Raw genomic sequence first — 17,134 nt, forward strand, 5'->3', positions numbered from 1 at the left:
GTCCGACCCCCGGCCCGAGCTGGCGTTCTTGTTGGTGGGGGGCATCGCCCGGGCGGGGGCCACGGCAACGGAACTGGCGGGTCGCTGACCCCCCTCGGGTCGCGGCCGGGGGGGCACACCCCGGCCCGCTACCTGATCGGAAAGGAACCTGACGAAGTGGCGAAGCTACGCGTAGGGGTTGTCTCACCCGAGCGTGAGATCTGGTCGGGCGAGGCCGACATGGTGATTGCCAAGACCGTTGACGGCGAGATCGGTATTATGCCGCAACACGCACCCGTGCTCGGCGTCCTCGTCGAGGGCGGCGTGCTGCGCGTCAAGCGGGAAGGTGAGCCCGAGCTCGTCGCGGCCGTTCACGGGGGGTTCATCTCCGTGGCCGATGATGAGGTGTCGGTGCTCGCCGAGGTCGCCGAGCTCGGTTCCGAGGTCGACGTCGCGGCCGCCCGAGACGCTCTCGACCGGGCTCAGGCCTCGATCGAGGCCAACCAGGAGGACGCCGACGCGGCGATCGAGGCGAAGCGGGCCAGGGCCCGGCTGCGCGCGGCGGGCGAAGAGGTTTAATACATACAACGGGATTCAGGGGGGCGGCCATGGTGGCGACGGTTTCGGTGTTGTTGTTGCTGCTGGTCGCCCTCGTGGTCCTTCGAGGGGTGACGCTCGCCCGTTCGCGCGGCAGCGTACCCTGCCGGCTGAAAGTGGGCAGCCGAGGGTGGCAGAGCGGGGTGGCCCGCTACGCCGACGGTGAGCTCCACTGGATTCCGCTCATGGGCGTCCGACTGAGGCCGCGCCACGCGATCGCGAGGCGCGGCCTCGTCGTTTCCGCCCGGCGTGAGATCGACGGCGGCCTCTACGCCGTCGACTGCGGCGGCACGACGCGCGGGTTGTCGCTGGCGATGAGCGCCGACGCCCTCACCGGCTTCCTCGCCTGGCTGGAGTCGGCGCCGCCCAGCGCGTACCTCGACGTCGCCTAACGGGTGCCGCCGGGCTTCCAGAGGATCTCGTTGCCGCCGTGGGCGATCCGGCAGGCGATGAAGAGCAGGTCGGAGAGCCTGTTGAGGTATTTGGCGGTCAGCGGGTTGACGTCGTCGTGGGCCTCTAGCGCCGCCCACGTGGTGCGCTCGGCCCGGCGTACCGTCACCCGGGCCAGGTGCAGCGCGGCCGTGGCCGGGTCGCCGCCGGGCAGGATGAAGCTGCGCAGCGGCTGGAGCTCGGCGTTGAGCCGGTCGCACTGCTCCTCCAGCCGGTCGATGTAGGACTGCTCCACCCGCAGCGGCGGGAACTCCGGCTCGTCCACCACCGGTGTGGCCAGGTCGGCCCCCACGTCGAACAGCTCGTTCTGGATGCGCACGAGGAGCGCCACGAGGTCGGCGGACAGGGTGCCGTGGGACAGGGCCAGGCCCAGGCAGGCGTTGGCCTCCTCGACGTCGGCGTAGGCGGCCAGCCGGGTGTCGGTCTTGGCCGCGCGGCTCATGTCGCTCAGGTTCGTGGTGCCGTCGTCGCCCGTACGGGTGTAGATGCGGGAGAGGACGACGGGCTTGTCCTTGTCGGCACGCGTCATGAGCCCAGCGTAATGACAAATGTCATCCGAACGGGACGCGCTTTCCATGTCGCGTCCATGATTTCCACGACTACCAGGGCGAACGCCGCCAAAGCCACAATCTACCCATGACGAGAGAGAGGACCTGATGCTCGAGATCAGCGAGCTGCGCAAGCGCTTCGCGGGCGGTCCCGACAACCCCGGCGGCAAGGTCGCCCTGGACGGGATCAGCTTCACGGTACGTCCGGGCGAGATGTACGGCTTCGTGGGCGCGAACGGTGCGGGCAAGACGACGACGATGCGCATCGTCATGGGCGTGCTCCAGGCCGACTCCGGTTCGGTGCGCTGGCGGGACCGCGCGCTGGGCTACGACGACCGCACGCGGTTCGGTTACATGCCCGAGGAGCGCGGGCTGTACCAGAAGATGCGGGTCAGCGAGCAGATCGAGTACTTCGGCCGGCTGCACGGGCTCGCCCCGGCGGCGGCGAAGAAGGCCGCCGACGAGCTCATCGAGCGGCTGGGGCTGACCGAGCGCAGAGGCGACGCGGTGCAGACGCTGTCGCTGGGCAACCAGCAGCGCGTGCAGCTCGCCGTGGCGCTGGTGCACGACCCGGAGGCGCTGGTCCTGGACGAGCCGTTCTCGGGGCTCGACCCGCTCGCCGTGGACGCCTTGGCCGGGGCGCTCCAGGAACGCTGCAGGAGCGGCGTGCCGGTGATCTTCTCCAGCCATCAGCTCGACCTGGTGGAGCGGCTGTGCGACTCGGTGGGCATCGTCTCCGGCGGCCGGATGGTCGCGACGGGCACGGTGGCCGAGCTGCGCGCCGCCGAGGGCGACACGTTGCGCGTGGAGGTCCGCGACCCCGCCCCGGGCTGGGCCGACGGCCTGCCGGGCACGGTGACCGTCCACGGCGACCTGCACACCCTGCGGACGACCGAGGGCGACGACCAGGAGATCCTGCGCCGCGCCATGAAGGCGGGCCGCGTCGAGCACTTCGGGGTCGAGCAGCCGACCCTCACCGAGATCTTCAAGGAGGCCGTGGCGTGAACGGACTGATGCTGGTCGCCCGCCGCGAGATCGTCACGCAGGTGCGCACGAAGACGTTCCTGGTCGGCCTGCTGGTGACCGCGCTGCTGGTGGCGGCCGTCTCCTTCGCGCCGAAGATCATGGGCGGGAACGACTCGTACACGCTGGGCACGGTCAACTCCCAGCAGCTCCCGCTGAAGGCCGCTGCGCCGGACGCCGAGTTCGAGTGGCGCTCCTTCCCCGACGAGGCCGCGGCCAAGAAGGCCGTGCTGGCCGGTGACGTGGACGCGGTGCTGGTCAACGGCGACAAGGTGCTCACCGACGGCGAGATCGACAGCAAGCTCGGCGTGCTCATGCAGAGCACCAACCGGGAGATGCGGCTCGGCGCGGCCGGGGTGACGATCCCGCCGCTGCAGATGGTCTCCGTGGGCGTGGACACCCGCTACCAGGCGGCCAGGACCGGCATCGCCGTGGTGCTGGTGCTCGTCCTGTTCATGCTGCTCATGGGCCAGGTCATGATGGTGGCGATGGGCGTGGTGGAGGAGAAGGGCAGCAGGATCGTGGAGATCCTGCTCGCGGCGGTGCGCCCGTGGCAGCTGCTCGGCGGCAAGATCGTCGGGCTGGGCGTGCTCGGGCTGATCAACCTGCTCACCATCCTCGCCGTCGGCCTGGTCGCCACGTCGGTGTCGGGGTTCGCCGCGGACTTCCCGCCGGGCGTGCCGGGGCTGGTGGTCGCCGTCCTGGTCTGGTTCGTGCTCGGGTACGCCTTCTTCGCCACGCTCGCGGCCGCGTTCGCCTCGCTGGTCTCCCGCCAGGAGGAGGTGAGCAGCGTGATGTCGCCGCTGACCATGCTCATCATGGTCACCTACTTCGTGGCCTTCTACGCCACCAACGATCCCACGGGCACGCTGGCCACGGTGATGTCCTACATCCCGCCGTTCTCCTCGATGATCATGCCGGTCCGGATGGCGGCGGCCGACGTGCCGATGTGGCAGGTGGCGGCGTCCATGGCGGCGATGGCCGTGGCCGTGCTGGCGGTGTTGTCGTTCGGCGCCAAGGTCTACGAGCGGGCGGTGCTGCGCACGGGCGCCCGGCTGAAGCTCGGCGACGTGCTGCGCGCGGGCTAGATGGACGCGATCACGCGGGCGCGGCGGCTGGCCCGCCGGATGCTGAACTCGACGCTCGTGATCATGTGGATTTTCCTGATCGCGTCGACCGTGTTCAGCCTCGGCTCGGGGGCGGCCGGCTGGCCGCGCCTGCTGCTCGCGACGATCGCGGCGCTCGCCTTCACCTGGCTCTACGTACGCGTCGTCGCCGCGGTCATGGAGCGCCGGTATCCCACGAGGGAGGTCGTGTGGACCGGCGCTCTGGCGTTCCTGGCGGCGGTGCTCGGCGGGGCCGACCCGATGGGCTGGGGGTTCGTGCCCATGGTCTGGCTGTCCGTGGTGGTGATCGGGCTGCCCGCGCGCCGGGCGCTGGCGCTGGGCGCGGCGACGTGCGCGGCCTGCGTCGGGCTCGGCGCACTGTCCGTGCTGGGCGGGACGGGCCTGCTGGCGCTGAGCGGTGACTCCTTCCTCGTCTCGTTGCTCGTCATCACCGCCCTCGACGTCGTGTGGGCCACGGCGCTGCCCTGCACCAACAGGATGTGGGCCTGGATCTGGTCGCTGGCCGTGCAGGCACACGACGGCCGCGAGGCGCACACCCGGCTGGCGCTGGCCGAGGAGCGGCTGCGCTTCGCCAGGGACCTGCACGACCTCGTCGGCCACCAGCTGTCCGCCATCGCCGTCAAGACCGAGCTGGCCGTACGCCTGGCCGACGCCGACGGCAGGGCCGCCAGGGACGAGATGGCGGAGGTGAACACGCTGACCCGCAAGGCCCTGCGCGAGCTGCGCCAGGCCGTGCGCGGCTACCGCGAACTTGACTTGACCGCTGAGCTGAATAGCGTGAAGGGAGTGCTCGAAGCGGCCGGCGTCCGCTGCGAGGTGCGCCTGCCGCACCGCGAGCTGCCCCACGGGGTCGCGCCGGTGTTCGCCTACGCGGTGCGTGAGGCGGTCACGAACGTGCTGAAGCACAGCGCCGCGACCTTCTGCGACATCACCCTGCGCTTCACCGACCAGGAGGCGGAACTGGCGGTGCGCAACGACGGCGTGGCCCGCAGGCAGGCCGACGACCTGGGCAGCGGGCTGACCGGCATGGGCGAGCGGGTGGCCGCCGTGGGCGGGCGCATGACGGCCCGTCCCACCGGCGACGGACAGTTCCTGCTGACGGCTGTCGTGTCACTCCCGATAGATGGGTAGGGGAGGAGAGCGGGGGTTTCGATCCCGGCGACCACGCCGTGTGCGTGATTGAGGAGGTGGCATGCGCGTCCGGCGCAATCCACGAGGCCAGACGGTGCGGATCGGTGCCCGGCTCGACGCCGGCACGTCGGCCGGCGTGCGTGAGCGGCTGCACGCCGCGCTCGACGCCGGCGAGGGCGACCTCATCCTCGACCTCTCCAAGCTGGAGATGATCGACGCCACCGGGCTCGGGGTGCTGGTCGGAGCGCATCGGCGCGCGATCAGCGTGCAACGCCGCCTCGTTCTTCGGGGGGTGCCCCCGCGGATCATGCGGATCCTGGCGGTGACCCGGCTGAATCGGGTCCTGCTCGTCGAGGTTCCCGCGGCCGCGGTGGCCTGAGGTCACATATCGGGGCCGGGCGCCGATCAGCCGTCGCCCGTGCCCTTTCACGAGCCGAATATAGAGGGAATGTAGATTTCGGCTGGCCCGCTATCACGGGCGTGGGCACTCGGAAAGAACTGTGAAAGTGATTATTCTGTGACCCCATCACTGCGGGTAATCGGCGGGTCACGACGGACTGAGGCTGCGGATGAAGATGTGCACCGCCACCTCGACCAGATCGTCGATGGCCGGCTGCTGGTCGGCCAGTATCCATTCGATCAGCAGCTCTTGCAGCGCGCCAATTACGCCAAGTGCAACCAGGCGCCGTTTCAGCGAGCGGGCCTGCAGGAAATCCGCCGACGCCTCCTCCACGAGCCGGGCGAAGGAGTCCACTGCCCGCTGACGCGAGGCTGTCAGGACGTCACCCGACCTGCGCACCTCCAGGTGCATGATGCGGGCCCGCCGCCAGTCGGCGGCGGCGAACTCGATATAGGCGCGAATCCCCGCCTTGACTCTTCCGTCAAGCGTGCCCGGCGCCTCCTGTAACGCTTTGGCCACAACCGCGAGGCTTTCCTCCACGCACCGCTCGTGCAGCGCCTGGAGCAACTCCTCGCGGCCGCCGAAACATTCGTAGAAGGCGCGGTTGGAGATCCGCGCCTCCGAGCACAATCTTTCGATGGTCGTCGCCGCGAAACCTGGTTTCGCGTATAGCGTGTAGGCGGCCGTCATCAGCCGCTCGCGTCTGTCCGCCAGCCTTTGCTCAGCCGACATTCCCCGGTAAGACCGGTTCACATTCCACCCGTCCAACATGATCGTGGCCCCCAGAGCACACAATTATGGACGGATGATCGGATTTGGGAAAGAGCGCGATGATTATCTTTTACGTCGTCCGTGCAAGAACGTGACAAGCCTGATCAGTCGCTCAAGCTCGTCGGGGCCTCTCCTGAAGGAGGTCAGGTTCATGCCGGGCAGGGCGAAGCGCTGGCGGGAGACCGCCTTCGGCCTGGTGAACTCGCGTAGGCCGTCGGCTCCGTGGATGCGGCCGAAGCCCGAGTCGCCGACCCCGCCGAACGGCAGGGCGGGCACCCCGGCGAAGGAGATGACCGAGTTGACGGCGGTCATCCCGGTACGCATCGCCCGCGCGAGCCGCGTCGCCCGGCGGGCGTCCCGCGAGAAGATCGTGCCCGCCAGCCCGTACGCCGAGGCGTTGGCCAGTTCCAGGGCCTCCTGCGCGTCGCGGGTGCGCCGGACGGTGATCGTCGGCCCGAACGTCTCCTCGCGCACGGCCGGGGAGTCCTCGGGCACGTCCGCCACGATGACCGGGTCGACGAACGGCGCCCGGACCGAGCCTGGGCCGCCGGTCACCACTTTTCCGGACTTGGTGGCGTCGTCGATGTGCCGCCGGATGATGTCGATCTGGGCGGGCATGGTGATCGGGCCGTAGTCCTGGCCGGCCTTGACCTCGGCGGCCCGCTCCGACAGCTCCCGCATGAACGGCTCGTACACCGCGTCGACCACGTAGACCCGCTCGACGCCCGCGCAGGTCTGGCCCGCGTTCGACATCGCGCCCCACAGGCAGGCGTCGGCCGCGGCGGGCAGGTCGGCGTCGGCGTCCACGATGAAGGCGTCCTTGCCGCCGCACTCGGCCACGAGGGGCGTGAGGTTCTCCGCGCACGCCGCCATGACCCGCTTGGCGGTGGCGGTCGAGCCGGTGAAGGCCACCTTCCGCACCCGGGGGTCGGCGGCCAGCGCCGCGCCGGTCTCGCCGAGCCCGGTCACCGTCTGCAACACCGGCTGCTCGGGCACCGACTCGGCGAACAGCTCCGCCAGTCGCACGCCCACGCCCGGGGTGAGCTCGCTGGGCTTGAACACGACCGCGTTGCCGGCGGCCAGCGCGTACGCGATGGACCCCATGGGGGTGAACACCGGGTAGTTCCACGGGCCGATCACGCCGACCACGCCGAGCGGCAGGTATTCCAGGGTGGCGGCCAGGTTGAGCCCCAGCATGCCGGTCGCCACGCGGCGGCGGCCCAGCACCTTGGCGGCGTTGCGGGCCGCCCAGTCGAGGTGCGTGACGGCCAGCACGATCTCCAGCGTGGCGTCGCCCACCGGCTTGCCGGTCTCCTCGTGCACCAGCGCGGCCAGTTCCCGCAGGCGCCGCGTGAGGACCGCCTTGTAGTCGAGCAGGCGGCGCCTGCGCTCGCCCGCGGGCAGGGCCGCCCACCACTCCGCGGCCGTCTCGGCCCTGGTCACGGCCTCGCGCACGGCCTGGGCGTCGTTCTTGGGGTGACTGCCGACGACCTCGCCGGTAGCCGGGTTCAGTGAGTCGAACGTCAGCGTGGTCATGGCGTCACGATAAACCGGTAAGCCGTCGCTTACTAGCTCCGGGGCGGACGCAGCATCCCCCACACCGGCGGCCCGTCCGGCAGCGTGAACCGCTCGGTGACCGCGAACCCGAACCGCTCGTAGAAGGGCACGTTCGACTCCTTGCTGCTCTCCAGGTAGACGGGCAGGCCGCCGCACCTGGCCAGGCCCGCGCGCAGCAGCGCGCCGCCCACGCCGGTGCCCTGGAGCTCGGGCACGGTGCCGAGCTGGGCCAGGTACCAGTAGGGGCCTTCCGGCTTGTGCCGGGCGAACTCCTCCTCCAGCAGCAGGCCCTGGCGCACCCGGTCGCCCATGGCCGCCACCAGGCCGGGCACGCCCGCCTCCGCGTCGGGCCGGTGGCCCGGCGGGTCCCACAGCGCGACCCCCGCCACGGCGCCGCCCCCGCTGAGCGCCGTATCGGTGAACGCGTGCATGTGACGGGCGATCGTGGTGAACATCCCCGCCGCGCCGCGACCGCCGGGCAGCAGCCAGCCGACCACCGGATCGTCGTGGAAGGCCCTGGCCAGCGCGTCGCCGGCGGCGTCGAAGTCGTCGGACTGCCTGATCTCCACCGGTCAGCCCTCCGCGAACCACGAGCCGTGGAAGCCCGCCGGCACCCGCCTGGGCAGCCGCACCGACGCGACGCCGGACAGGTCGCTCGCGTCCAGCACCAGCAGCTCGGACGACTCCCCGGAGGTGACGATCGACAGCAGCCACCCCTCGTCCTCGCCCGCGGCCCCCTCGGCCGGCACGAACACCGCCTCGCCGGTGGCGCCGCCGGTCTTCCTGACCTGGGCGGAACCGTCGCGCAGGTCGTACTTGACGACGGCGTCGGCGCCCACCGTGTACAGGTGGCGGCTGGGCCGGCCGAGCAGGTCCTCGTTGAACGTGGGGAACTCCACGCCGCGGTCGTCCAGCGCCTCCTCCGTGGCCGTGCCGGTGGCCGGGTCGAGGATCCAGCGGTGCAGGGCGGCCGCGCCGGCGGCGCCCGCGTGCCGGGCCGGGTCGGCGGCGCCGCCGATCTGCTTCCAGACGGCCGACCACGCGCCGGGGGAGTAGCGGGCGGCGTTCAGGACGACGCGCCCCCGCTCGTCCTCCCAGGCGTTGCCGACGTGGAAGACGTAGCAGGGGTCGACGTCGAACCAGCGGGTCGGGCCGCCCGTCCGGGGGGTGACGCCGATCCTGGCGCCGTAGTCGTCCTCCCACGCGTACGGCATGCCGCCGCGGTTCAGGTCGAACACCACCGGCAGGTCCAGCCAGATCAGGTGGTGCTCGGTGACGGCGAAGTCGTGCATCATCGTCGGCCCCGGCACCTCGATCTCCCTGCTCTCCACCAGCTCGCCGGCGGCCGAGAGCCGGTGGTAGGTGAGGAACGGCGGGAAGTACCCGTAGCCGAAGAAGTGCAGCTCGCCGGTGAGCGGGTCGTGCTTGGGGTGGGCGGTCATCGCGGTGGTCAGCCGTCCGCCGAAGTCGCACGGGCCCACGGTGGCCAGCTCGGGCGTCACCTCGTGCGGCAGGCCGTTCTCCACGAGCGCCAGGATGCGCCCGGCGTGCCGGACGACGTGCGTGTTGGCGGTCACCGCGGCGAGATCGACGCCGGTGTCGGAGACGAACGGCGCGTCGTCGGTGAACTTGCTGGTCCGCACCCACCGGTTGCGGTACCACTCGGCCCGCCCGTCCCGCAGGCGGACGCCGTGCAGCATGCCGTGCCCGGCGAACCAGTGGCCGGGATCCTCGCCCGGCCGCGGGTTGGGCCCGTTGCGGAAGTAGCGCCCGGTCAGCTCGGCGGGCAGCGCGCCCGTGACCTCCAGGTCGTGCGCCTCGATCTCGTCGGGGACCGGCGCCAGGTCGCCGCTGAGATACGCGGGAACGTCCATGAACACTCCAATCTCGATAGGTCGAAACTAGAACGTCCATGAGAGACGTGTCAACACAGGAATGTCAGACCATGGGAAGTCCCGGCCCGCTACGAGGCCGGGAGGAGCTAGAAGAGGGTCGGGTTCTCCGGCTCGATGCCGCGCAGGGCGGCGTAGTCGAGGGTGACGCAGTCGATGCCCCGGTCGGCGGCCAGCACGCGCGCCTGCGGCTTGATCTCCTGCGCGGCGAACACCCCGCGCACCGGCGCGAGCAGCGGATCGCGGTTGAGCAGCTCCAGGTAGCGGGTGAGCTGCTCGACGCCGTCGATCTCGCCGCGCCGCTTGATCTCGATGGCCACCGTCGCGCCCAGCGCGTCGCGGCACAGGATGTCGACCGGCCCGATGGCCGTCATGTACTCGCGGCGGATCAGCGAGTAGCCCTCGCCCAGGGTCGTGATGTGCTCGGCCAGCAGCTCCTGGAGGTGGGCCTCCACGCCGTCCTTGATCAGGCCGGGGTCGACGCCCAGCTCGTGGCTGGAGTCGTGGATGATCTCCGCCATGGTCAGGACCAGCTTCTCGCCGGTCTTGCCGTGGGTGACCGTCCAGGTCTCGCCGTCCTCCTTGAGCTTGCACGGAGGATTCATCCAGTTGAGCGGTTTGAAGGCGCGGTCGTCGGCGTGGATGCTGACGCTCCCGTCCGCCTTGATGAGGACGAGCCTCGGCGCCATCGGCAGATGCGCCGTGAGCCGTCCGATGTAATCCACGCTGCACCGCGCGATGACCAGCCGCATGACGGTCCACCTTAGCGGCTCTGGAAAACTGGTCGCATGGCGTTTGAAACGGTGGGAGTTGTCGGGCTCGGCACGATGGGCGCCGGGATCGCCGAGGTCTTCGCGCGTGCCGGGCTCCGGGTGATCGGCGTCGAGGCCGACGTCGAGGCGCTGGCCAGAGGGCGCGGGCACGTCGAGCGCTCCACGGCCAGGGCGGCCGACCGGGGCAAGCTGACGGACGGCCAGCGGGCCGAGATCCTGGGGCGCGTCACGCTGACCACCTCGCGCGAGGACCTGCGCGAGGCCGACCTCGTGATCGAGGCGATCCCCGAGGTGCTCGACCTGAAGATCTCGCTGTTCCAGGACCTCGACCGGATCTGCAAGCCCGAGACGGTGCTGGCCACCAACACCTCCTCGCTGCCGGTCACCGCCGTCGCCGCCGCCACGGGCCGGCCCGGGCGCGTGGTCGGCATGCACTTCTTCAACCCGGCGCCGGTGATGCGGCTGGTCGAGGTGGTGGGCACGGTGGTGACCGCGCCCGGAGTGGTCTCCGAGATCTGCGAGCTGGCCGGGCGGCTGGGCAAGACCGCCGTACCTGCGGGCGACCGGGCCGGGTTCGTGGTCAACCGGCTGCTGCTGCCCTATCTGAACCACGCCGCCGTCCTGCTGGAGCTGGGCATCGCCACGCGCGACGGCATCGACGACGCGATGCGGCTGGGCGTGGGGCTGCCGATGGGGCCGTTCGCGCTGCTCGACCTGATCGGGCTCGACACCGCGTACGAGGTGATGGAGGTGCTGTTCGACGAGACGCGCGACCGCCGGCACGCGCCCTCGCCGCTGCTGCGCGAGCTGGTCACCGCCGGGCGGCTCGGCCGCAAGAGCGGCCACGGCTTCTACGGGCCGCAGGAGCCGCCCAAGGAGCCGGAGAAGTCCACGGTCATCACGTTCGGCATCGACGGGCCCGACGTCCACGGGCTCGGTGAGCGGTTGCGGGCCTCCGGGTTCGGGCCGTCCGACGCGCCCGACACCGTGCTGCGCTGCACCGACCGTCCGGTGATCGAGCACGCCGTGCGCCTGTCCGACCCCACCAGGATGGTCGGCGTGCACGTCGTCGGCGACAAGGTGGCCGAGCTGGCCGGCACCGCGCTCACCTCGCCGGGGGCCGCCAAGGCGGCGCGCGACCTGATGCGGGTCGCCGGTCTGGTGCCCGTCTCGTGCAAGGACCGGGCCGGGTTCGTGGCCGACGCGCTGCTGTTCCCCTACCTCAACGACGCCGTCCGCATGTACGACTCCGGCTACGCCTCCATCGCCGACATCGACGCCGCCATGCGGCTGGGCTGCGGCTACCCGGCCGGCCCGTTCGAGATGCTGGGCTACCTCGGCCTGGCCAGGGTCCGCGACGGCCTCAGGGCCCTGTACGCCGAGTACCGCGAGCCCGCCTTCGCCCCCGCCCCCCTGCTCGACCAGCTCGTCACGGCCGGTGTGAGCGAGTTCCCCCGCTCATGAGCCCCCGCCGCGCCCGCCGGAGGGACGACTCCCGCCCGCTCGGCCTTCCCACCGGCAACGACAAGGTGGAGCAATGGCCGGACGGCGACTGGAAGGTGCGCATGCTCACGGGCGCGTCCTCGACCAAGACCTACCGCTGCCCCGGCTGCGACCAGGAGATCCTGGGCGGCAGGCCGCACCTGGTCGCCTGGCCCGACTGGCCGGGCGGCGACGAGGAGCGCCGCCACTGGCATCCGGCCTGCTGGCGCAAGAGACTCGACCGCGGCCCCGGCCGCAGCCGCTACTAGGAGGACCCCCGTGGAGATTCGCGCGGCCACCGTGCTGCCCGCCAGGCGTGAGCCGATCGAACTGCAGACGGCCGACGGCCTGACCCTGGTCGGCGAGCTGGCCCAGCCCCTCGACCGGCCGCCAGTGGCGACCCTGGTGACCCTGCACCCGTTGCCCACCCACGGCGGGTTCATGGACAGCCACGTCTACAAGAAGGCCGCCAACCGGCTGCCCGCGCTCGCCGACCTCGCCGTGCTGCGCTTCAACACGCGCGGCACCAGCTCCGAGCGCGGCACCTCCGGGGGCGCGTTCGACGGCGGCGAGGGCGAGCGGTTCGACGTGGCGGCGGCGCTGGAGTACGCCGAGTTCAACGACCTGCCGCGGGTGTGGGTGGTGGGCTGGTCCTTCGGCACCGAGCTGACCCTGAAGTGGGCCCACGACCCCCTGGTCGAGGGGGCGATCCTGCTCTCGCCGCCGCTCCACAGGGCCACCGACGACGACCTCGACGCCTGGGCCCGGTTCGGCCGGCCGCTGGTGGCGATGGTGCCCGAGTTCGACGACTACCTGCGTCCGGAGGAGGCCCGGCGGCGCTTCGCCAGGGTGCCGCAGGCCGAGGTCATCGGGGTCGACGGCGCCAAGCACCTGTGGGTGGGCGAGCCCTATGTCCGGATCGTGCTGAACGAGATCGTCCGGCGGGTCAATCCGGAGACGTACCCGCTGCCGACGGACATCTGACGGTCACCTCCAGCCCGCCCTGCGGCCGCGCGACCACCTCCAGCGTGCCGCGATGGGCCTGGACGACGGCGGCGACGATCGACAGGCCGAGCCCCAGCCCGTCGCCGACCGCCCGGCGGCCGCCCGCCAGCCGCTGGAACGGCTGGAGCAGCGTCGCGACCCGGTCGGGCGGGATCACCGGGCCGCTGTTGGCGACGCTGAGCGTGGCCAGGCCCGCCCGCACACCGGTGGCCACCGCTTGGGCAGGTAGTCGTCGGCCCCGATGCCCAGCCCGCTCACCCGGTCGTCGATGGTCCCGGCGGCGGTGAGCATCAGCACGCGCGCCGGATGGCCGCCGGCGGCCAGGCTGCGGCACACGTCGTCGCCGTGCAGGCCGGGCAGGTCGCGGTCGAGCACGACCACGTCGTAGTCGTTGACGGACGTGCGTTCCAGCCCGGCGGGCCCGTCCAGCGCCACGTCGACGGCCATGCCCTCGCGGCGCAGGCCGGCGGCGACGGTGTGGGCGGGCTCCTCGTGGTCTTCGACGATCAGCACCCTCATGGTCCGCCCAGCATGCCCAGAGCGGGGTTACAGCGGGGTAACCGCCGTCGTTCCCGGGCGGTAACCGGGGGCGGGGTTCGCTGGGAGCGTCGGACGAAACGGAGGAGTCATCATGAAGGGTTCGACCATCAGGCGGGTGGCCCTGGCCGCCCTGGGCTTCGCCGCCGTGGCGGGCGGGGCGGCGGCGTCGTACGGGGAGAGCGGGCCGGGCGACGGCGGGAAGGCGTTCACCGCCTGCGTGCGCGCGCACGGGCTGCCGGACTTTCCCGGGGTCACCGTCTCCGAGGACGGGCTGATCAACCTCAGCGTCGACGGCGAGTGGGTGGACGCGCTGTCGGCGACGTACGGGGCGGCGGTCAGGGCGTGCGAGTCGCTGCTGCCGCGAGGGGCGAGGCTGCCCGCCGCGCCGCAGGCTCCGGCCGCGCCAGCGGCGCCCGTCCTGTCGTGATTTGGGGCGGTACGGGCATAGCGCGGGCCGGGCAAGATTTGTAGAATCTTGTTCGGTTCCGAGCGAGGAGGCAGTGTGGGCGCGTTCGACCTGTCCGGCAGGACGGCTCTGGTCACCGGGGCGTCGAAGGGCATCGGGCGGGCCATCGCGCTCGCCTACGCCGCGGCGGGCGCCGACGTCGCCCTGGTCAGCAGGTCGGCCGAGCCCCTCGCCGAGGTGGCCAAGGAGGTCCAGGCGCTCGGCAGGCGGGCCGTCGTGATCCCGGCCGACCTCACCGACCGCGAGGCGGCCGCCGCGGCCGTCGCCGCCTCGATCGACGGGCTCGGGCACCTCGACGTCGTCGTCAACAACGCCGGCGGCTCGAACTTCCTGGTCGAGTTCAAGGACCTGCGCCTGTCCGGCTGGGACAAGCTGATGCGGCTCAACCTCGACTCCGCCATGGCCGTCTGCCACGCCGTCGCGCCCCACCTGCTGGGCCGCGGCTCCGGCTCGATGATCAACGTGGCCTCGGTGGCGGCGCGCGGCGCTCCGCTGCTCGCCCCGTACGCCGCCGCCAAGGCCGGGCTGGTGGCCCTGACCAAGACGCTCGCGGCCGAGTGGGCGCCGGCGGGCGTCCGGGTCAACGCCCTGTGCCCCGGCTGGACGGCCACCGACCTCAACCGCAACCTGTGGCAGGACGAGGCCGCCGCCGCGGCCACGGTCGCTGGCGTGCCCATGCGGCGCTGGGGCACGCCGGAGGAGATGGCCCAGCCGGCCGTGTTCCTGGCCGGGGAGGCGTCGGCGTACATGACCGGGCAGGTGCTGTTCGTCGACGGCGGGGCCACCGCGATCGGCTGAGCCCTCGTGCGCCGGGGGCCTCAGACGGCCCCGGGCTCGCCCGGTGGCTCGAACACGAAGACGACGTACGTCTCGAACGACCGGCCGCCGTTGCCCGCCACGCGGCCGGCGCCCATCCTGGTGGTGCCCGCCCGGACGAGCCGGCCGAAGTCGCCGGCGGCCTCCGCCCGGCCGTCACCGGCCGCCCGGTCGTGCCAGGCGGCGACCGCGTCCCCGGCGGTGGCGTCACCGGGGTGCCAGAAGAGGCTCTCGCCGGTGCCCGCGCGCAGGCCGTCGTGCCCGGCGCTCAGGCCCTCGTGCTCGGAGCGCGAGGCGGCCCTGGACCTGGCGTACCCGACCAGCAGCGGGTCCATCGTGAGCGGGGGCGCGTGGTGCTTGGCCCGGTGGGCGTTGACCTCGTTCAGCGCCTCCTGCAGGAAGGCGTTGTTGGTGGCGTCGGGGAGGGCGGGACGAATTCCGGCCATCGCTATCACCTCGCCTGGATTGTGCGTGCTGGGACCGCCGCAGGGCAACGTCCGGAAGCGGTCGGGCTTATCCCGGTATACCGGCATAGGTCAATAAGTGAATGTCTCCGTGAACCCGGCTACCGTGTGGTCCGTGCAGCTCTACACGAGATCGGCCGGGAGCGGACTCCCGGTTGTGCTGCTTCACGCGTTCCCGCTGTCGTCGGCGATGTGGCTGGCCCAGCGCGAAGGGCTGTCGACGGTCTGCCGGGTCATCACCCCCGACCTGCGCGGGTTCGGCGGCTCCAGGCTGGGCGACGACGAGCCCTCCCTCGATCTGATGGCCGACGACGTCGCCCGGCTGCTCGACGACGAGGGCATCGACCGGGCGGTGGTCGGCGGGTTGTCGATGGGCGGCTACGTGACCATGGCGTTCTGCCGCCGGCATCCCGACCGGGTGCTGGGCGTGGTCCTGGCCGACACCAAGGCCGGCACCGACCCGCCCGCCGCCAGGGACAACCGGGAACGCATCGCCCGCGCCGTGCTGGACGAGGGGAGCGAGGTGCTGGTCAGCGAGGTGCTGCCGGCGCTCATCGGGCCCACGACCAAGGAACGCAGGGCCATGGTGTTCGGCCGGGTCAAGGGTCTGGTGCAGTCGGCCCCGCCGGGGGCCGTGGCCTGGGCGCAACGGGCCATGGCCGCGCGTCCCGACTCCTTCGGCACGCTGGGCGAGCTGAAGGTGCCCCTGCTGATCGTCGTGGGGGAGGAGGACGAGCTGTCACCGCCCGCCGACGCCGAGGCCATGGCACGGGCCGCGCCCGAGGGCAGGCTGGAGGTCATCCCCAAGGCCGGTCACCTGAGCGCGGTCGAGCAGCCGGAGGCGTTCAACGCGACGGTGGCCGAGTTCCTCAGGACCGAGCTTGGCGGGGCAGCACGATCTCCCGGATGATCAGCGCGATGGCGGCGGCCACCGGGATCGCCAGCAACGCTCCGACGATGCCGAGCAGGGCGCCGCCGAACAGCGCGGCGATCACCGTCACGGCGGGCGTCACGTCCACCGAGCGCTTCATCACCCTGGGGTAGATGAAGTAGTTCTCGATCTGCTGGTAGACCACGAAGAAGATGGCGCAGGCGATGCCGGCGGGCAGCGACTGCAGCAGCGCGACCCCGGTGACCAGCACCGCGCCGATCGTGGCGCCCACCAGCGGGATCAGGTCGGTCAGGGCCACGACGAGGGCGAGCGCGAGCGCGTACTGCACCCCGGCGATCGACAGGAAGATCCAGGTCAGCACGCCCGCGATGACCGAGATGAGCACGTTGCCCGCGACGTAGCCGCCGATGCCGGTGAGGATCTGCTCGGTGATGGCCGTCGTACGCGGCCGGCGCGAGGCCGGGACGAGCTTGAGCAGGTACTCCTTGATCGTGTGCAGCGAGCCGAGGAAGTACAGCATGAGCACCAGCAGCGTCACGGTGGTGAACACGCCGTTGAGCACCACCAGGCCCGCGCCCATGATGCCGCTGGCCAGCGCGGGCCCGAGCGTGCTGGTCACGAACTGGCGCACCTGCGCCAGCACGTGGTACTCGGCCTCGATCTGGCGGACCGTCGGATGGTTGCTCAGATCGGTGATGTAGCCGGGCACGGCCGCGATGAACTCCGACAACTGCTGGCTGACCGGCGGCACCACGGCCAGGCCGAACAGCGCGAACGCCACGACCACCCCGGTGAACACGATCGAGATCGCCGGCCGCCTGCCCAGGCCGCGCCGCTGCAACGCCTCGACCGCCGGGTTGAGGCCCACGGCCAGGAACATCGCCACGACGATGAGGATGATCGTGCTGAGCGACTTCTCGATCATCTGCGCGAGCGCGATGGCGGTCAGCACGCCCAGCCCGCCCACCAGCCCGAACAGGAACGGCCCGCGGGCGAACGGCTTGCCCGGCAGCCCGTACGGCGCCGGCTCCTCGGCGGGCCCCTGCTCCTCGGCGGGACCGGGCTCCCGGGGCGCCTCGGCCTCCTCGGCGGTCCTGGGCTCGGCTTCTGCGGACACGGGGGGCTCCTAGGGGGACGGGAGGTGTCGGGAAACAGAAAGAGAGCCTAGCGACCCAAGGTCACCAGGCTCTCTCTCCAGCCGTTCGCTGCCCCCGTGTGCGG

At 71.7% G+C, this 17,134-nt stretch carries 21 protein-coding genes and 1 pseudogene; 12 read left to right on the top strand and 10 right to left on the bottom strand.

From position 1 onward, the window contains the following. Window positions 1-156: 156 nt before the first annotated feature. Window positions 157-558 carry a F0F1 ATP synthase subunit epsilon gene (locus tag ACIBQ6_RS42320; RefSeq protein ID WP_080042501.1) on the top strand — a complete coding sequence of 134 codons (402 nt, stop codon included), beginning with the start codon at window positions 157-159 and terminating at the stop codon, window positions 556-558. A gap of 29 nt (window positions 559-587) precedes the next feature. Further along, window positions 588-968, top strand: a complete 381-nt coding sequence (locus tag ACIBQ6_RS42325) for a DUF2550 domain-containing protein (RefSeq protein WP_358283445.1) — start codon at window positions 588-590, stop codon at window positions 966-968. On the opposite strand, the gene ACIBQ6_RS42330 is transcribed toward ACIBQ6_RS42325, so the two are convergent. Continuing rightward, window positions 965-1,555: a cob(I)yrinic acid a,c-diamide adenosyltransferase gene (locus ACIBQ6_RS42330; protein WP_358283447.1), complete on the bottom strand. Its 591-nt coding sequence runs from the start codon at window positions 1,553-1,555 to the stop codon at window positions 965-967. The two genes, ACIBQ6_RS42325 and ACIBQ6_RS42330, sit on opposite strands and share 4 nt — an antisense overlap. A 127-nt stretch (window positions 1,556-1,682) precedes the next feature. Here ACIBQ6_RS42330 and ACIBQ6_RS42335 point away from each other — a divergent pair, with 127 nt between their 5' ends. The 4 genes from ACIBQ6_RS42335 (at window position 1,683) to ACIBQ6_RS42350 (ending at window position 5,234) form a co-directional block, all read left to right on the top strand. Next, on the top strand, window positions 1,683-2,579 hold the full coding sequence (locus ACIBQ6_RS42335) for an ATP-binding cassette domain-containing protein (protein ID WP_352350010.1): 897 nt from the start codon (window positions 1,683-1,685) through the stop codon (window positions 2,577-2,579). Next, window positions 2,576-3,685 carry an ABC transporter permease gene (locus tag ACIBQ6_RS42340; RefSeq protein ID WP_397218612.1) on the top strand — a complete coding sequence of 370 codons (1,110 nt, stop codon included), beginning with the start codon at window positions 2,576-2,578 and terminating at the stop codon, window positions 3,683-3,685. Before ACIBQ6_RS42335 ends, ACIBQ6_RS42340 begins: the two co-directional genes overlap by 4 nt. Beyond that, window positions 3,686-4,855 carry a histidine kinase gene (locus ACIBQ6_RS42345; protein ID WP_358283453.1) on the top strand — a complete coding sequence of 390 codons (1,170 nt, stop codon included), beginning with the start codon at window positions 3,686-3,688 and terminating at the stop codon, window positions 4,853-4,855. A 61-nt stretch (window positions 4,856-4,916) separates the two neighbouring features. Further along, window positions 4,917-5,234, top strand: coding sequence for an STAS domain-containing protein (locus tag ACIBQ6_RS42350; protein ID WP_352350014.1), 318 nt, complete (start codon window positions 4,917-4,919; stop codon window positions 5,232-5,234). A gap of 168 nt (window positions 5,235-5,402) precedes the next feature. On the opposite strand, the gene ACIBQ6_RS42355 is transcribed toward ACIBQ6_RS42350, so the two are convergent. The 5 genes from ACIBQ6_RS42355 to nucS all read right to left on the bottom strand — a co-directional run bounded on the left by ACIBQ6_RS42355 (window position 5,403) and on the right by nucS (window position 10,227). Beyond that, the gene (locus ACIBQ6_RS42355; protein WP_397218613.1) at window positions 5,403-5,945 is read right to left on the bottom strand and encodes a TetR/AcrR family transcriptional regulator; all 543 of its coding nucleotides are present in this window, start codon (window positions 5,943-5,945) and stop codon (window positions 5,403-5,405) included. 144 nt (window positions 5,946-6,089) lie between these two features. After that, window positions 6,090-7,562 carry an aldehyde dehydrogenase family protein gene (locus ACIBQ6_RS42360; protein WP_387667993.1) on the bottom strand — a complete coding sequence of 491 codons (1,473 nt, stop codon included), beginning with the start codon at window positions 7,560-7,562 and terminating at the stop codon, window positions 6,090-6,092. Between the two features lie 32 nt (window positions 7,563-7,594). Further along, entirely contained in the window at window positions 7,595-8,152 is a 558-nt protein-coding gene (locus ACIBQ6_RS42365; RefSeq protein WP_358283459.1) for a GNAT family N-acetyltransferase, read from the bottom strand. A 3-nt stretch (window positions 8,153-8,155) separates the two neighbouring features. After that, window positions 8,156-9,457 carry a carotenoid oxygenase family protein gene (locus ACIBQ6_RS42370; RefSeq protein WP_397218614.1) on the bottom strand — a complete coding sequence of 434 codons (1,302 nt, stop codon included), beginning with the start codon at window positions 9,455-9,457 and terminating at the stop codon, window positions 8,156-8,158. Window positions 9,458-9,564: 107 nt separating this feature from the next. Next, window positions 9,565-10,227 carry an endonuclease NucS gene (gene nucS, locus ACIBQ6_RS42375; protein ID WP_358283463.1) on the bottom strand — a complete coding sequence of 221 codons (663 nt, stop codon included), beginning with the start codon at window positions 10,225-10,227 and terminating at the stop codon, window positions 9,565-9,567. A 36-nt stretch (window positions 10,228-10,263) separates the two neighbouring features. Here nucS and ACIBQ6_RS42380 point away from each other — a divergent pair, with 36 nt between their 5' ends. The 3 genes from ACIBQ6_RS42380 to ACIBQ6_RS42390 are packed head-to-tail and all read left to right on the top strand — an operon-like array spanning window position 10,264 to window position 12,714. After that, a complete protein-coding gene (locus tag ACIBQ6_RS42380; RefSeq protein WP_397218615.1) occupies window positions 10,264-11,712 on the top strand; it encodes a 3-hydroxyacyl-CoA dehydrogenase family protein in 1,449 nt (482 codons plus the stop codon). Then, entirely contained in the window at window positions 11,709-11,999 is a 291-nt protein-coding gene (locus ACIBQ6_RS42385) for an ATP/GTP-binding protein (protein WP_387667978.1), read from the top strand. Before ACIBQ6_RS42380 ends, ACIBQ6_RS42385 begins: the two co-directional genes overlap by 4 nt. A gap of 10 nt (window positions 12,000-12,009) precedes the next feature. Then, on the top strand, window positions 12,010-12,714 hold the full coding sequence (locus ACIBQ6_RS42390) for an alpha/beta hydrolase (protein ID WP_397218616.1): 705 nt from the start codon (window positions 12,010-12,012) through the stop codon (window positions 12,712-12,714). On the opposite strand, the gene ACIBQ6_RS42395 is transcribed toward ACIBQ6_RS42390, so the two are convergent. Both ACIBQ6_RS42395 and ACIBQ6_RS42400 read right to left on the bottom strand, forming a co-directional pair. Continuing rightward, entirely contained in the window at window positions 12,677-12,892 is a 216-nt protein-coding gene (locus tag ACIBQ6_RS42395; RefSeq protein WP_397218617.1) for a sensor histidine kinase, read from the bottom strand. The genes ACIBQ6_RS42390 and ACIBQ6_RS42395 overlap by 38 nt on opposite strands. Before the next feature lie 59 nt (window positions 12,893-12,951). Beyond that, window positions 12,952-13,254 (bottom strand): annotated as a pseudogene (locus tag ACIBQ6_RS42400) (response regulator); the annotation flags it as partial. Window positions 13,255-13,366: 112 nt separating this feature from the next. Between ACIBQ6_RS42400 and ACIBQ6_RS42405 the strand changes: the two are divergent. Beyond that, window positions 13,367-13,702 carry a hypothetical protein gene (locus tag ACIBQ6_RS42405; protein WP_397218618.1) on the top strand — a complete coding sequence of 112 codons (336 nt, stop codon included), beginning with the start codon at window positions 13,367-13,369 and terminating at the stop codon, window positions 13,700-13,702. Between the two features lie 75 nt (window positions 13,703-13,777). Next, complete coding sequence (locus ACIBQ6_RS42410) at window positions 13,778-14,539, top strand: SDR family NAD(P)-dependent oxidoreductase (protein WP_397218619.1); 762 nt, start codon at window positions 13,778-13,780, stop codon at window positions 14,537-14,539. 20 nt (window positions 14,540-14,559) lie between these two features. Here the strand turns inward: ACIBQ6_RS42410 and ACIBQ6_RS42415 are convergent, their stop codons facing one another. Further along, window positions 14,560-15,003, bottom strand: coding sequence for a CAP domain-containing protein (locus tag ACIBQ6_RS42415; RefSeq protein WP_397218620.1), 444 nt, complete (start codon window positions 15,001-15,003; stop codon window positions 14,560-14,562). 175 nt (window positions 15,004-15,178) lie between these two features. On the opposite strand from ACIBQ6_RS42415, the gene ACIBQ6_RS42420 reads away from it, so the two are divergent. After that, window positions 15,179-15,931 carry an alpha/beta fold hydrolase gene (locus tag ACIBQ6_RS42420; protein ID WP_358283479.1) on the top strand — a complete coding sequence of 251 codons (753 nt, stop codon included), beginning with the start codon at window positions 15,179-15,181 and terminating at the stop codon, window positions 15,929-15,931. Here the strand turns inward: ACIBQ6_RS42420 and ACIBQ6_RS42425 are convergent. Further along, on the bottom strand, window positions 15,891-17,030 hold the full coding sequence (locus ACIBQ6_RS42425) for an AI-2E family transporter (protein ID WP_358283481.1): 1,140 nt from the start codon (window positions 17,028-17,030) through the stop codon (window positions 15,891-15,893). The two genes, ACIBQ6_RS42420 and ACIBQ6_RS42425, sit on opposite strands and share 41 nt — an antisense overlap. Window positions 17,031-17,134 lie beyond the last annotated feature (104 nt).

The organism is Nonomuraea sp. NPDC049655 (genome assembly GCF_044465465.1).
Lineage (GTDB): Bacteria > Actinomycetota > Actinomycetes > Streptosporangiales > Streptosporangiaceae > Nonomuraea.